The following is a 13432-nucleotide window of genomic DNA, read 5'->3' on the forward strand; positions in this document are numbered from 1 at the left end:
TCCGGGCAATCCAGTTCCCGGTGGTGACGATGGAGTTGAGGCGTTCGAGCTTGACGCCGCGAAGTGCTAATCGAGCATATTTTCCGGCGGTGCGCCGTCGGTGAGCAAGGCGAACTTGTAGGTTTTGTCGGTGTCGTCGGTGGCTTCGCAGGTGTATTGCGCGGGGCCGGCGGTGGGGTCGCCGGCGAGCGTGCATTTTCCTGAGGCTTTGATCTCGACATTGTTGTTGCCACTGCCGTCCTTGCCTTCGGTGATCTGATCCACGGCGAGCGCGAGATTGCCGTTCTCGGCGCTGGCTGTGCCGCTGAGGACGAAGAAGCGGCCGGAGGGGTCGTCGGTCCAGATGGACAGGTCCATGCGGCTGTCGCTGTAGACCACTTGCATGACTTCGCCGGCGCAGAGGCTGGTGAGGTTTTCGGTGCCGACCAGAAAACTCTGGCAGGTGCCGCGGAGGGTGAAGACCGAATGGGGTTCGGCGCTTTGGGCGTTGGGGGACATGAGCAGGAGACCGGTTAGCAGGGAGAGGAATTTCATTGTGCCATCGGTGTTTGGGCTCGGACTAGACTAAACGAAAAAAGGGCGCCGTGGTGGCGCCCTTTTATTTTATAGACCTGAGGATGGGCCCCGGCTTTCGCCGGGGTGGATGGCTGAGGCTCAGCGGCCCTGGAAGACGGATTTGTCGGCCATCACGCCGGTGATTTCGCTGACTTTTACGGCCCTGCCCTCTTTGACGGATTTGAGGGCGGCGTCGGCGAGAGCGAGGGCGATGAGGCCGTCGGTGCCGCTGGGCGAGGCTGGGGATTTCGATTCAACGAAATCGATGAAGCTGCTGATTTCACGAGCATAGGCTTCGGTGTAGCGGGTCATGAAGAAGTCGTGCAGCGGCGGGCGGGTGTAGCCGTTGCCGTTGGCGATTTCGATGGAGACCGGGCGCTGATTTTCTGCCGCGACGGCGCCCTTGGAGCCGTGGACTTCGATGCGCTGATCGTAGCCGTAGGTGGCGCGGCGGGAGTTCGAGATCGTGGCGTGCTTGCCGGAAGCCGTGGAGAGCATGACCGAGGCGCTGTCGAAATCGCCGGCGGTGCCGATGGCGGGGTCAACGAGGACCGAGGCCTGGGCGGTGACGGTGTCGATTTCTTCGCCGAGGAGGAAGCGGGCCATGTCGAAGTCATGGATGGTCATATCGCGGAAAATGCCGCCGGAGCGCTTGATGTATTCGACGCCCGGCGCGCCGGGATCGCGCGAGATGATGGTGACCATTTCGACATCGCCAATCTGGCCTTCGTCGATGGCTTGTTTGACGGCCTGAAAGTGCGGATCGAAGCGGCGGTTGAAGCCGACCATGAGCGTCGCGGCGGTTTCGTCGACGACGCGGATGCAGGCCTTGACGCGCCCGATGTCGAGGTCGACCGGCTTTTCGCAGAATATGGCTTTGCCGGCGCGGGCAAAGCGTTCGATCAGGTCGGCGTGGGTGTCGGTGGGGGTGCAGACGACGACGGCGTCAATGTCAGCCGAGGTCAGGATCGTATCGATCGTGCGGACTTCGGCGCCATATTGGCTGGCGATGGCGTTGGCGGCGTCAGCCATTGGATCGGCGACGGCGACGAGTTTCGCCTTGGGATTGGAGCCAATGGCCTTGGCGTGAACCTTGCCAATGCGGCCGGCGCCGAGAAGGCCAAAACGAACGGTCATGAGGGTACCTCCACCCGGAAATTGTTGTGGAATGAATAGGCGATTTTTGGTGCGGATGGAATGAGAATTCTAGGTCATCATGCTGGGGTTTGTGCACTCATGGCACTTCGGATTTTGTCTTTGCCGAGTTTGGCCTAGCAATCCATATCGCCGCGCATGGACTACCCGGACAGACCGGGTAGTGACGACGGGGTGGAAGGTCGGGCCAAGGGTCCAAAAGACCACGCCATGCCGTCGTGCTTGCTGGCGGGCAGGCCCCCTCACCCGCCGCTTTGAGGCGACCTATCCCTCAGAGGGAGAGGTGAGGATGGTGCCATGACCTAGCGGTTCGAGGCATGCTGCGCAAGTACCTCACCATTACGGAGCAGGATTAGCAAAACAGAGATCCCCGCTTTCGCGGGGATGACGTTGTGAGTGCCTCGGCTTCTAAGAAACTAGTGCTCGCGCGCCCGCTCGAGGATGCGTTTGCATTCTAAAAGTTCGCGCAAAACTTCGGAGAGTTTTTCGCGCGATTCTTCGTCGAGGGCGGGGTCGGCCGTCATGACGGCTTCTTCGATCTCGGCTTCGTCGGCGGCGGCCTGCGCTTCTTCGATGAGGGGGATGATCTCGTCGAGGCCCTTGCCTTCGCCGACGGCGATGACATAGCGCGGGCCCTGATCCTTGAGGATCTTTTGGACGCCCTTGATGGTAAAGCCTTGATCGTAAAGGAGATGACGGATGCCGCGCAGCAGCATGACGTCTTCGGGGCGGTAATAGCGGCGGCCGCCACCGCGCTTGAGCGGCTTGATGGTGGCGAAGCGCGTTTCCCAGAATCGCAGGACATGCTGAGGAAGATCGAGCTCTTCCGCGGCTTCAGATATCGTCCGGAATGCGTCTGGAGACTTGTCCAAACCGGTCGCCCCTCGAGTAAGAAAGCCTTACTTTTCAGCGGCAACCATAGACTTGTTGATTTTTGACTTCAACACATTGCTGGGTTTGAACACAAGAACCTGCCGGGGGGAAATGGGCACTTCCTCGCCGGTCTTCGGATTGCGGCCGATCCGCTCGTTTTTGGAGCGAACCTGGAATGATCCAAAGGATGAGAGTTTGACATTAGCGCCGGTGATCAGCGCATCTGTGATGAGTTCTAGAACGCGTTCGACCAATTCGGCCGACTCGGTTCGCGACAGACCCACAGTGCCATAAACAGCCTCGGCAAGATCGGCCCGCGTTACCGTCTTCTGCGTCATTCGCACCCCCGTGGTTCAGAATTGATTTCCAAGCCAGCGTACTGGTTTTTTATTCCACTGTCGCCAGTTAGCAGTGCAAACCGGCTGGAAACCTTCCCTCGATCGACGCGATGCTCCGGATGGCCATTGCGTCGGGCTCCTCCACCCAGGACGGAGACTAACGCCTTGAAACGGTTGAGGTCAATCGGCTCAATCGCCGACTACCAGCGAATGAGCGAGGCTCCCCAAGTAAAACCGCCACCCATGGCTTCGAGCATGACGAGATCGCCCGCCTTGATGCGCCCGTCGGCGACCGCGACGCTCAAGGCGAGCGGCACGGAAGCGGCAGATGTATTGGCGTGAATATCGACCGTGGTGACGACCTTTTCGGGCGGCAGGCCGAGCTTGGCCCCTGCCCCATCGATGATGCGCTTGTTGGCCTGGTGCGGCACGAACCAATCGAGATCGGCGACGGTATGGCCGCTCTGTTCGAGCGTCGCATAGACGACGTCGGTGATCTTGCCGACGGCGTGGCGGAAGACTTCTGGGCCCTGCATATGGACATGGCCAGCCGTGCCTGTAGAGGACGGGCCGCCATCGACATAGAGCTTATCCCAATGGTGTCCATCGGAGCGGAGAGCGGAGGCGATGATGCCGCGCTCCGGCTCGCCTTCGGCCAGTTCGGCACGCTCGAGAATCATGGCACCGGCGCCATCGCCGAAGAGCACGCAGGTGGTGCGATCGGTCCAATCGAGGAGGCGGGTGAAGGTCTCGGCGCCTATGACGAGGGCGCGCTTGGCGAGGCCATTCTTGATGTAGCTATCGGCCGTCGTAACCGCATATACAAAGCCGGAGCAGACTGCCTGGATATCGAAGGCGAAGCCATGGTGCATGCCAAGCTTCATCTGCACGAGCGTAGCAGCCGCCGGAAAAGTGTAATCGGGCGTTGTTGTCGCGACAATGATGAGGTCGATGTCTTCGGGCGTGAGGCCGGCATTGTCGAGCGCGGCCTTGGCCGCGGCAACCGCTAGATCTGACGTGAACTCGCCTTCGGCAGCGATGTGGCGCTCCTTGATGCCGACGCGCTGCTGGATCCACTCGTCCGACGTATCGACGGTCTTGGCCAATTCGGCATTGGTGACGACGTTTTGGGGCAGGTAGCTACCGACCCCGCGCACAATGGAACGAACTCTGGTCACGCGGACTTGGCCTCGGAATCGGAAGACGGCTCGGGAGCCGCTACAGTGACAGGGAAGCGCTGCATGGTGTCGCTGATCTTGTCGATCAGGCGGCTGCGCGCCATTTCATAGGCAAGGTTGAGAGCACTCTTGTAGCCCACTTCATCCGTGCCGCCATGCGATTTTATGACGATGCCGTTGAGGCCCATGAAGACGCCACCATTGACGGTACGCGGGTCCATCTTGCGGCGCAGAGCATTGAGCGCGGACGAGGCGAAAAATGCGCCGAGCATGCTGACCCAATTGGCCTTGAGTGCCGAGCGCAAATAGGACGCGACCTGCCGGGCGGTGCCTTCGGCGGTCTTGAGCGCGACATTGCCGACAAAACCTTCGGTGACGACGACATCGACCGTGCCCTTGCCGATATCGGTGCCCTCGACAAAGCCATGATAGGTGAAGCCGGCGCCGCTGGCCTGGCTCAGGATCTTGCCGGCATCCTTGATATAGTCGAGACCCTTGGCCTCTTCCGTGCCGATATTAAGAAGGCCAACGGTCGGCGACTCGGAATCAAACAGCGCGCGGGCGAGTGCCGAACCGAGAATGGCGTAATCGACGAGCTGGCGGGCGTCGGCACCAATGGTGGCGCCCATATCGAGCACGATGATGTCGCTGCGGGTGGTCGGCCAGATGGCGGCGATGCCTGGACGGGAAATGCCTTCCATGGGGCGGAGGCAGAAGGTCGCCATCGCCATCAGCGCGCCGGTATTGCCGCCCGAAATGGCGACATCGGCCTCGCCATCCTTCACGGCCTGGATGGCCATCCACATGGACGAGACGTTCTTGCCCTTGCGCAAAGCCTGGCTGGGCTTTTCGTCCATGGCGATGACGGCTTCGCAATGACGGACAGTGCATGCAGCCTTGAGCTTGGGAAATTCTTCGAGGAGCGGATCGATCTGCTCCTTGCGCCCATGGAAGATGAAGCGGGTGTTTTTACGCTCGCGAAGGGCCAGATCGGCCCCATGGATGACTGCGCGCGGAGCGTGGTCGCCGCCCATGGCATCCACGGAAATCGTTATAGTATCGGTCATTTCAGCCCGTTTTTCGGCCCGCTTGGGCAGGCATGACAACATATCCCATCAGGGGGTCGGTGCAAGCCCCGCCGGGAAAGGTTCAACTCTTGTCCTGGTCCTTGAGCTTGGCGAGCGCAGCAAAAGGACCGCTTTCTTCGTCATCACCAATTGGTCCGAGCGCATTGAGATCTTCGCCTTCGCGCCGGGGATAGGGATCGATGGCGAGAGCAAGTATTTCAAGGAGCAGCGCCGAGAGATCGACCTCGGGACCATCGATATGGTCAGGGAAATCATCGTCTTCAAGATCGATGAAGACTTCCGAGCCGGGCGCAGGCGCCTGATGGCCATGCGGAACGGGCAGGAAGACGCGATCGACTTCTTCGTCGATATCCTGGCTGATCGGCTCAAAGGTGACGACCGAGGGCTGCGTAATGCGGGCTTTCAGCCAGCCTTGGGCGCGAAGGCCACCGCGCAAAGGCACGACGGTCAATTCGGCGACGAACCTTTCGACCGAGGTCAGCTTCATATCCCTCGCGATTTTTTCTCGCGTAGATGCATCGGCATCAACGCTCACCGAGCGCCCGGAGGCGGGGAGTTTGTCGATGCGGACGATAGCGTCAAAAAGCGGTTCCGGCTGGTCTTTCATGCGGCGGGTCCGAAAGTGATGTTTCCGGCCGAAATATCGGCAGGCTGCTGGTCGGCGAGGGTCTGGTCCTGCTCGAACATATAGTCGGCGAGGATGCGGGCGTGTTCGAGGTCCGCGCCTTCGAAAAGATTGCGCGAGAGGACACCGGCGAGCGCCTCCCGATCGTTGCGATCCATCGCTTCATTGATGGCAGCAAGAAGGCCAAAAAAGAGATTGCCCATCTTCTGAATACGTTTTGGGACTCCGAGATCGCCCACGCCCATTTCGCGCAGCGAGCGGTCCATATCCTTGAAGAAGAGATCAAACACAGCCTGGCTGAACTGACGCGTCGATTCCGTGCCGCGCATGCGGCGGAACGCCAGGGCCATGTGGAGGCTGATCATATCGAAGCGGCCAGTGACCGTATCGGGCACACCCCATTGGGCATAGAAGACTGGCTGCCGGGATTGCGCCACAATGGCATTATAGACGCCGTAAACGGCATCTGTGGCTGAGTTTTTGCGGAACAGAGACAAGATCATGGGATTGCGCTCAGCCTCGGGATGGGTCAAACACATGCATCGTTCGCCAACCCAATGTCAGCTTGCCACCGAGCCAAGTTGACAGCTAAACATTCCGGCGGCCAAGGGGCACGCGCCTTGTTGAGACGCCTATAGTCGAGAGCCATCGGGAAAGTCAAATTCATGCCCATGCGTATTGCTTCCGCTCCCATCGCACCGATCGCGGCTGCAGCCCTTCTGGCCGTGACCCTGGCGGCCTGTACGAGCAGCACATCGCTCGTGACCAAGCGGACCCAGGGCTACGAGATTTCCGATAGCGCGCTGCAGCAGATCCGCGTCGGCCAGAGCCAGGAGCTCGTGACGCTCGTGCTCGGCTCGCCACAGTCGACCAATACCTTCGGCGATCAAAGCGCCTGGTATTATGTGCAGACCAAGGTGCAGCAGACATCGTTTGGCATGACGACCGGCATGGAGCGCACGGTGCTCGCGGTCTACTTCGACAAGAACAAGAAGGTCGTCGACAAGGCAGTCTATTCGGCAGCCGACGGCAAGACGGTCGAAATCGAAAGCCGCCGTACGCCGTCCTTCGGCGAAGACCGCACGTTTATCGACCAGATACTACAGTCGTTCTGAGTTTTCTTGGATCTCCAGAATTGGAAAAGCCCCGGTGGATGTCGGGGCTTTTTGTTTTTGGGTGGTACCCACCGAACCTCCCCCTGGTCGGGGGAGGAACAAATGGAGGGTCAGGCGAAACCGAGGTTGAGGGTGTAGGTCACCGGCGATTTGGCGGTGATGTAGACGCCGTGGCCTTTGAGGGTCAGGCTGCCATTGGTCCAGCTATATTGTTCGCCGGGACGCACCTCGATGAGGCCTTTGCCATTGCCGGGGCCGAAGGTGATCTTGTCCTGGCCGAGGGTGTAGGTCCCCTGCCCTTCGATCAGATGGAAGGTGCCATCTTCGAGTGCTTCGACGCCTGACAGTTCGCCGCCTTCGCGGAAGGTGAGTTCCCAGGTCAGTTCGACATCCTCTTCGCCCGAGACGTCGAAGGCGAGATCGAATCCATTTTCGGTTTCAGTGATGGCCACGTCGGTCTTGAGATCGCGCGTCGAGACCGGGCGATTGTCGAAATCGAGCATGGAATTGAAGCGGCCATCCACGGACCGCGAAAGCGCATAGACGCCATCGGGATCGCGGCGCTCTGGGGGCATGGGAAGGTAGTAAGGGACCTTGAGCTCATTGCCGAGCGTGATGGCGCCGTTGTCGTAGCCGATGCCGTTGGAGCGGAAATGGCCCATGGAGAAGAAGTTGGGCACGAGGCGCACGGCGTCGAGGATTGCAGCGCCGTTTGTGGCGCGGAAAAATGTGGGGTTTGTCGAGAGGCCAGAGCCGACAGTGTTGAAGTACTTGCTCTCTTGCCCGTTCACATACCAATCACTGCCGCCGAAGGCGGAGGCGGTAATTTTGCCGCGGCGGATGCGGACGAGGCCTGCGGTATTGTAGTGTTTCTTGAAATCGACGAGGGCTTCCTCGCTGGCCGGGAGGGCTGCGGCGAGTTCGGGACGTTCGATGAGATCGCCAAGATAATCGCCGAGTTCAGGGGCGAATTTTTCTTCGATAAGGCGGGCCATGGCAGCAAAACGGCCATTGGTATCGAGGAGAGCCAGTTCGCGGAACTGGACGTAGAAGGATTTTAGATTGGTGCCCTGCTGATGCTGATCCTGGCGGCGGGAGTGAACGGCTTCGATTTCGCCGTTCCGGTCAGCGTGCTCGATCGAGAGTTCGAGATTTTTGCGGACATAATCGAGAAGTTCTGGCCGATCGAGGACGTGGGCAACGACGAGCAGCGAGGGATTGGTGACCTCGGAATAGTAGATCGGGCTGCGCTCGGAATAGATGCCGTCTTCGTCGATATCCATGCCTTCGGCGAGCCATTCGTCGATGCGGGCTAGGTAGGATTTATCGCCGGTGACGTGGCTGATGCGCGCGAGGGCGGCGCAGATTTTCCAGCGGTGATTGGGCGTGTGGACGCCGCCGGTCGCGAGGCCTGGGCCGGCCTTGGTCAGGATGGCGCGGATCGTGTCAGCGATGGCGGCGCTATCGGCGTGATCATCAGCCTCAAGCAGCGAGACCATGAGACCGAAATCTTCGATGAGGAAGCCGGTATCGGGCGGGGAATGGCGATTGCCGACGCTGAAGGTGCCATCGTCATGCTGCGCCTGGCTGAGCTTTTCGAGCGCCTGGCGGATGTGGGGGAGCAGGGATTCGTCGTGGTGGTATTTCGAGTCCGCCCAGACAAAGGGCGTGACGAGGCGGCGAACCTGGCGCGTCAAGCCGCGTGGGGAACCGGTCATCGCCTGGGGCTGGCCTTCGATGGTCTTTTGGACCTGGTCGTCCGCGGATTTGGTAAGAAGAGCGAGACTAGCGGTATCGGCTTCGGCTGACATGGCGGTTCCTGTAAGACCAAGGGTGATGGCGGAGCCCGCGAGCCAGCGGGACTGGGCAACGGCCTGCGTGCCGAGCGCCGCCGCGGCACCCAGGAAAAAACGGCGATTCATGATGTCCTCCTCAATGAGCGGAGGCCGGCGTTTATTATTGTACCGAAGGCTCAGCCGCTCTTGGTGATGATATGCAAATTCCACAATCGTAGATCGCGGAACAAACATTCCATCAGCCAGACGGAAACGTCAAGGCTAAGTAACCAGTTGGTGCATTGAATGCGGCTAGCGAGCTCACGGGGATTACTTTGGCGAGCCGCTTCGCCGAAGAGCTCTTGGAAAGCGGCTCTTGAGACAACGACCGTGTTTGGCGATACCGGGCTCGACGGCGCTGAAACAACAGTGAAGGCTTTTTGCACTGGGAACGAGCCGAGCGGGGTGTCCGGTCCTTCCGGAGAGAGCAGATTCACGCTGTCACCTTCAGTTACGCCGAGCGAAAATGCGACGTCGGGAGACAGCACAATGTCTTCGGCTGCAAGCTTAGCGTTCTTCGCGCTGCACTCGACGATGACGCCAACGCTCTCCGATGCCGTGCTCGCCAGCGCGTATTGTACCGGACACGGCGCCTCCGCCTGCACAGCATAGGTCAACGCCATAGTTGCGAGTGCAAGGGCAGCCGCGTGGAGCACTGTGCGGAAAGGGCTCAGGCCTTCTTTTCCATATCGACGCCGGCAGTGCGGGCGATTGAATCGAGGGCGGCGTTGACCATGCCTGAGGCGTCTTCTTCGAAGAAAGCGCGGGCAACATCGACATATTCGGTGATGACGACGCGGGGCGGGATATCGCGGCGGCGAAGCAGCTCGAAGGCAGCGGCGCGGAGGATGGCGCGGAGCGTCGAGTCTATGCGCTCCATCGGCCAATCGTCAGCCAGAGCCGTATCGATAGCGGGGTCGATTTCGAGCTGATTTTTGGTAACGCCACGAACGATCTGGCTGAAAAAATCTGCGTCGGCCGGGAGATATTGCTCGCCTTCGATCTCGCGGCCGAGATGGAAGGCGCCGAACTGGGCGAGCGTATCTTCAAGCGTCTGGCGGCCCACATCCATTTGATAAAGCGCCTGCACGGCGGCAAGGCGTGCAGCACCGCGCTGATTGGCGCTGCGTGCGGTCTGGGGTACGGGCTTCTGCGTGTCGTTCATACTATGCGTTCAACTTTGCCTTGAGAGCGGCGAGAGCGAGGGCGGCGCGGGCAGCATCGCCGCCACGGTCGCCATCATTGGTGCGGGCGCGGGCCCAGGCCTGACCTTCATTCTCGACGGTAAGAATGCCGATGCCGAGAGGCAATGCATCGACGACGGCCAATTCGGCCAGCGCACGAATGCTCTCGCTGGCAACAGCGACGTAATGATTGGACTGGCCGCGGATGACACAGCCGAGGGCGACGAAGCCGTCATATCGTTCGGTTTCGAGCGCCATGGCGACGCCCACCGGAACTTCCATGGCGCCGGGGACGGCAATGACGTCGTAGGTCGCGCCAGCGGCGGTCAGCGCAGCAACGGCACCCGACTTCATTTCATCGGCAATGCCGGGATAAGCCCTACCCTCGACGATGAGGAAGTGGAGCCCAACTGCGGCATTGGCCTCGATGGGGAAACGTTCGCCGTAAGAATCCATTGCCGTCATCCTAAAACTTGCCAGCCAATCCCTTAGTCCCCCGGGCGAGTCCGCGCAACTGCAGGACTCCGGTGGGGAACTCAATCATCTTCGGGAGGCGGCGTATTGGCGTCGGCATCGAGGGTAGCAAGGAAATCCCGGAAATCGTCGGGACCGGCAAAGTTCTTGTAGACCGAAGCAAAGCGAACGAAGGCGACGTCATCGAGCCCCTTGAGCCCCTCCATGACATATTCGCCGATCTGATCCGAGGTGATTTCCACATCGCCAAGGCTTTCGAGCTGGCGGACGATGCCCGAAATCATGCGCTCGACGCGTTCGGGATCGACGGAGCGTTTGCGCAGCGCTGTATTGACCGAGCGGGTGAGTTTTTCGCGATCGAAGGGGACTTTTCGGCCGGTTTTCTTGACCACGGTCAGATCGCGCAACTGCACGCGCTCGAATGTGGTGAAGCGGCCGCCGCAGGCATTGCACACGCGGCGACGGCGGATAGCGCCCGAATCTTCAGTCGGGCGGCTATCCTTCACCTGGGTATCGTCATTGCCACAATAGGGGCAGCGCATTGGCTCTATGTCCTCTCATGGCAAAGAAGGGTTCCCGCTTGCGCGGGAATGACGAAGGGTGTTTTACCCGTAGATCGGGAAGCGGTCGGTCAGGGCTTTTACCTTGGCGCGGACTTCGGCTTCGACGGCACCATTGTTGTCGTCGCCATTGGTCTTAAGGCCATCGAGCACTTCGATGATCAGCTCGCCAATGGTCTGGAACTCGGCCGTGCCAAACCCGCGCGTCGTGCCCGCCGGAGTGCCGAGGCGGATGCCCGAGGTGATCGCCGGCTTTTCCGGATCGAAAGGCACGGCATTCTTGTTGCAGGTGATATGCGCGCGGCCGAGGGCATTTTCGGTCGCCTTGCCGGTGAGGCCCTTGGGACGGAGATCGACCAGCATTAGATGATTGTCGGTGCCGCCCGAAACGATATCGACGCCGCCCTTGACGAGGGTTTCGGCAAGAACCTGAGCATTGGCAACGACCTGAGCAGCGTATTGCTTGAACTCAGGCTGGAGCGCTTCCTTGAAGGCCACGGCCTTGGCCGCGATGACATGCATCAGCGGGCCGCCCTGGATGCCCGGGAAAATGGCCGAATTGATCTTCTTGGCGATGTCTTCATCGTTGGTAAGGATCAGGCCGCCACGCGGACCACGGAGGGTCTTGTGGGTGGTGGTCGATGCGACATGCGCATGGGGGAACGGGCTCGGATAAGCGCCGCCGGCAACGAGACCGGCCACGTGGGCCATATCGACGAACAGGATTGCGCCGACTTCGTCAGCGATCTGGCGGAACTCGGCCCAATCCATGACGCGCGAATAGGCCGAGAAACCGGCGACGATCATCTTGGGCTTGTGCTCGCGCGCGAGCTGTCGGACCTGGTCCATATCCACGCGACCATCCTGCTTGCGGAGGCCATATTGGATGGCGTTGAACCACTTGCCGGACTGGTTGGGCTTGGCGCCATGGGTCAAGTGACCACCGGCGTCGAGCGACATGCCGAGGATGGTATCACCCGGCTGGATCAGGGCCTGGTAAACACCCTGGTTAGCCTGGGAGCCGGAATTGGGCTGGACGTTGGCGAATGCAACGCCGAAGAGCTGCTTGGCGCGCTCGATCGCGAGGGTTTCGGCAACGTCGACATATTGGCAGCCGCCATAGTAGCGCTTGCCGGGATAGCCTTCGGCATACTTGTTGGTCAGCACCGAACCCTGAGCTTCGAGCACAGCCTGCGAGACGATGTTTTCCGAAGCGATCAGCTCGATTTCGTTCTGCTGGCGACCCAGTTCGTCCTGGATGGCCCGTGCGAGATCGGGATCCGTCTCGGCCACTGCGGCAGAGAAGAAATGCGGAAAGAGCGGAGTTGACGTTGCAGCGCTCATGGGAAGACTTCCTCAAAAAGGATCAGGTTGGCCGGCATGGCGGTGCCCATATCACGTCGAATGGCGCAAATAAAAGGACGGACAGACGGAATCGGGTGCATGGGGGCTCCCTTGATCGCGGATGGGTGCCCAGGCGAGCGGCTTCACAGAGGTTCGCGTTCCCCGGTGGTTGCCCACCTTTTCTCGCCAGTCGCGCGAACGGCACCCTTATGCCGCAAATGGGCGCCGGGGAAAAGAGGGCGCGTCACTCAACTGGGTGAAAGCACATATGAGGTGTTCATTATTTAGGCATCTCGCAACCAGTCGACAGGTCTCGACATTGTTTGCGCAAGGATCTTGTGGGCTGCGGCCCGGGAGTTGAGAAATGATGAACCTTGCACGTATCGTGAGTGGTGTGGCCCTGGGTGGCATGGCGATGCTGAGCGCCGCTGCCCCGACGCAGGCGCAATCGGTCAATCTAAGCTTTGGCCAGCGCTATCAGGTCGTTGAGACCTATTGCGACCGCAACCCATGGGACCGCGATTGCCGCGGCTTCTACAATGGTGGTTGGGACGATCGCGACTACTATAATTTCTACAATACCCGCCGCTCGTCGATCGACAATATCTCGGCCGGCATCTTCGGGATCGCTTTTGGTGCAGCGCTTGGCTCGATCATTGCCAATGGCGCGGCCAACAATAATCGCGGCGACGTGGTCGTCTATCGCGAAGGTAATGGCGGCGGCAACGTCAATGCGTGCTACGCCCGCTATAAATCCTATGATGAGCGGACCAATACCTATCTCGGCTATGATGGCATCCGCCACCAGTGCCGTCTTTGATTTCAGAGTAGCGCCGAGACCTTTGTGGTCTCAGGCATAACGTCCTGATGAACGCGGCGGCGGCGGGGGCTCGGTTTCACCGAGTTTCCGCCGAAGCTTTGCGAGGGCCAAGCGTTCCATGTGAATGCGGGCAGCGTTGACCGGCGTGATGACGAAAACTTCCGTGCCGGTTTCTTCGTCGATGGCGGCGACACGCATCACCTGCCCCATCTGCACAAATTCGAAGAGAACCTCGCCCGCCATGGGACCTCCATTGATGGATGGAGTTTAGCAGGGATTTTCAGGCGG

Annotated in this window: 17 protein-coding genes and 1 riboswitch; of the genes, 2 read left to right on the forward strand and 15 right to left on the reverse strand. The window is 60.2% G+C overall.

What is annotated here, in order from left to right:
- Nucleotides 1-66: 66 nt before the first annotated feature.
- The 8 genes from ASG47_RS01860 to ASG47_RS01895 all read right to left on the reverse strand — a co-directional run bounded on the left by ASG47_RS01860 (nucleotide 67) and on the right by ASG47_RS01895 (nucleotide 6315).
- Nucleotides 67-534 (reverse strand): hypothetical protein, encoded by a 468-nt coding sequence (locus tag ASG47_RS01860; RefSeq protein WP_061907024.1) that lies wholly within the window; start codon nucleotides 532-534, stop codon nucleotides 67-69.
- Between the two features lie 120 nt (nucleotides 535-654).
- Nucleotides 655-1692 carry an inositol 2-dehydrogenase gene (iolG, locus tag ASG47_RS01865; RefSeq protein WP_061907025.1) on the reverse strand — a complete coding sequence of 346 codons (1038 nt, stop codon included), beginning with the start codon at nucleotides 1690-1692 and terminating at the stop codon, nucleotides 655-657.
- Nucleotides 1693-2126: 434 nt separating this feature from the next.
- Nucleotides 2127-2582 carry a MerR family transcriptional regulator gene (locus tag ASG47_RS01870; RefSeq protein WP_061907026.1) on the reverse strand — a complete coding sequence of 152 codons (456 nt, stop codon included), beginning with the start codon at nucleotides 2580-2582 and terminating at the stop codon, nucleotides 2127-2129.
- Between the two features lie 27 nt (nucleotides 2583-2609).
- Nucleotides 2610-2921 carry an integration host factor subunit alpha gene (locus tag ASG47_RS01875; protein WP_061907027.1) on the reverse strand — a complete coding sequence of 104 codons (312 nt, stop codon included), beginning with the start codon at nucleotides 2919-2921 and terminating at the stop codon, nucleotides 2610-2612.
- A gap of 200 nt (nucleotides 2922-3121) precedes the next feature.
- Entirely contained in the window at nucleotides 3122-4099 is a 978-nt protein-coding gene (locus ASG47_RS01880) for a beta-ketoacyl-ACP synthase III (RefSeq protein ID WP_061907028.1), read from the reverse strand.
- Complete coding sequence (plsX, locus tag ASG47_RS01885) at nucleotides 4096-5166, reverse strand: phosphate acyltransferase PlsX (protein WP_061907029.1); 1071 nt, start codon at nucleotides 5164-5166, stop codon at nucleotides 4096-4098. The genes ASG47_RS01880 and plsX overlap by 4 nt, the downstream gene beginning before the upstream one ends.
- An 82-nt stretch (nucleotides 5167-5248) precedes the next feature.
- Nucleotides 5249-5794, reverse strand: a complete 546-nt coding sequence (locus ASG47_RS01890; RefSeq protein WP_061907030.1) for a YceD family protein — start codon at nucleotides 5792-5794, stop codon at nucleotides 5249-5251.
- Nucleotides 5791-6315, reverse strand: coding sequence for a ubiquinol-cytochrome C chaperone family protein (locus ASG47_RS01895; RefSeq protein ID WP_082511529.1), 525 nt, complete (start codon nucleotides 6313-6315; stop codon nucleotides 5791-5793). Before ASG47_RS01895 ends, ASG47_RS01890 begins: the two co-directional genes overlap by 4 nt.
- 162 nt (nucleotides 6316-6477) lie before the next feature.
- Between ASG47_RS01895 and ASG47_RS01900 the strand changes: the two genes are divergently transcribed.
- A complete protein-coding gene (locus tag ASG47_RS01900) occupies nucleotides 6478-6927 on the forward strand; it encodes an outer membrane protein assembly factor BamE (protein ID WP_061907032.1) in 450 nt (149 codons plus the stop codon).
- A 110-nt stretch (nucleotides 6928-7037) separates the two neighbouring features.
- Here the strand turns inward: ASG47_RS01900 and ASG47_RS01905 are convergent, their stop codons facing one another.
- From ASG47_RS01905 to glyA, 6 genes are all read right to left on the reverse strand, one after another.
- Nucleotides 7038-8849, reverse strand: coding sequence for a hypothetical protein (locus ASG47_RS01905; protein WP_061907033.1), 1812 nt, complete (start codon nucleotides 8847-8849; stop codon nucleotides 7038-7040).
- A gap of 50 nt (nucleotides 8850-8899) precedes the next feature.
- On the reverse strand, nucleotides 8900-9385 hold the full coding sequence (locus tag ASG47_RS01910; RefSeq protein WP_156463944.1) for a hypothetical protein: 486 nt from the start codon (nucleotides 9383-9385) through the stop codon (nucleotides 8900-8902).
- 47 nt (nucleotides 9386-9432) lie between these two features.
- The gene (nusB, locus tag ASG47_RS01915) at nucleotides 9433-9927 is read right to left on the reverse strand and encodes a transcription antitermination factor NusB (protein ID WP_061907035.1); all 495 of its coding nucleotides are present in this window, start codon (nucleotides 9925-9927) and stop codon (nucleotides 9433-9435) included.
- 1 nt (nucleotide 9928) lies between these two features.
- The gene (ribH, locus tag ASG47_RS01920; protein WP_061907274.1) at nucleotides 9929-10402 is read right to left on the reverse strand and encodes a 6,7-dimethyl-8-ribityllumazine synthase; all 474 of its coding nucleotides are present in this window, start codon (nucleotides 10400-10402) and stop codon (nucleotides 9929-9931) included.
- Between the two features lie 80 nt (nucleotides 10403-10482).
- Nucleotides 10483-10962 (reverse strand): transcriptional regulator NrdR, encoded by a 480-nt coding sequence (gene nrdR, locus ASG47_RS01925; protein ID WP_061907036.1) that lies wholly within the window; start codon nucleotides 10960-10962, stop codon nucleotides 10483-10485.
- 63 nt (nucleotides 10963-11025) lie between these two features.
- Nucleotides 11026-12324 carry a serine hydroxymethyltransferase gene (gene glyA / locus ASG47_RS01930; protein ID WP_061907037.1) on the reverse strand — a complete coding sequence of 433 codons (1299 nt, stop codon included), beginning with the start codon at nucleotides 12322-12324 and terminating at the stop codon, nucleotides 11026-11028.
- A gap of 120 nt (nucleotides 12325-12444) precedes the next feature.
- Nucleotides 12445-12528, reverse strand: a riboswitch (ZMP/ZTP riboswitch).
- 160 nt (nucleotides 12529-12688) lie between these two features.
- Here glyA and ASG47_RS01935 point away from each other — a divergent pair.
- Nucleotides 12689-13144 (forward strand): BA14K family protein, encoded by a 456-nt coding sequence (locus tag ASG47_RS01935; RefSeq protein WP_061907038.1) that lies wholly within the window; start codon nucleotides 12689-12691, stop codon nucleotides 13142-13144.
- Nucleotides 13145-13174: 30 nt separating this feature from the next.
- Here ASG47_RS01935 and ASG47_RS01940 read toward each other — a convergent pair whose 3' ends face one another.
- On the reverse strand, nucleotides 13175-13387 hold the full coding sequence (locus ASG47_RS01940) for a DUF6898 family protein (protein WP_061907039.1): 213 nt from the start codon (nucleotides 13385-13387) through the stop codon (nucleotides 13175-13177).
- Between the last annotated feature and the right edge of the window lie 45 nt (nucleotides 13388-13432).

Origin of the sequence: Devosia sp. Leaf420 (genome assembly GCF_001425445.1) — a bacterium.
Taxonomy (GTDB): domain Bacteria; phylum Pseudomonadota; class Alphaproteobacteria; order Rhizobiales; family Devosiaceae; genus Devosia.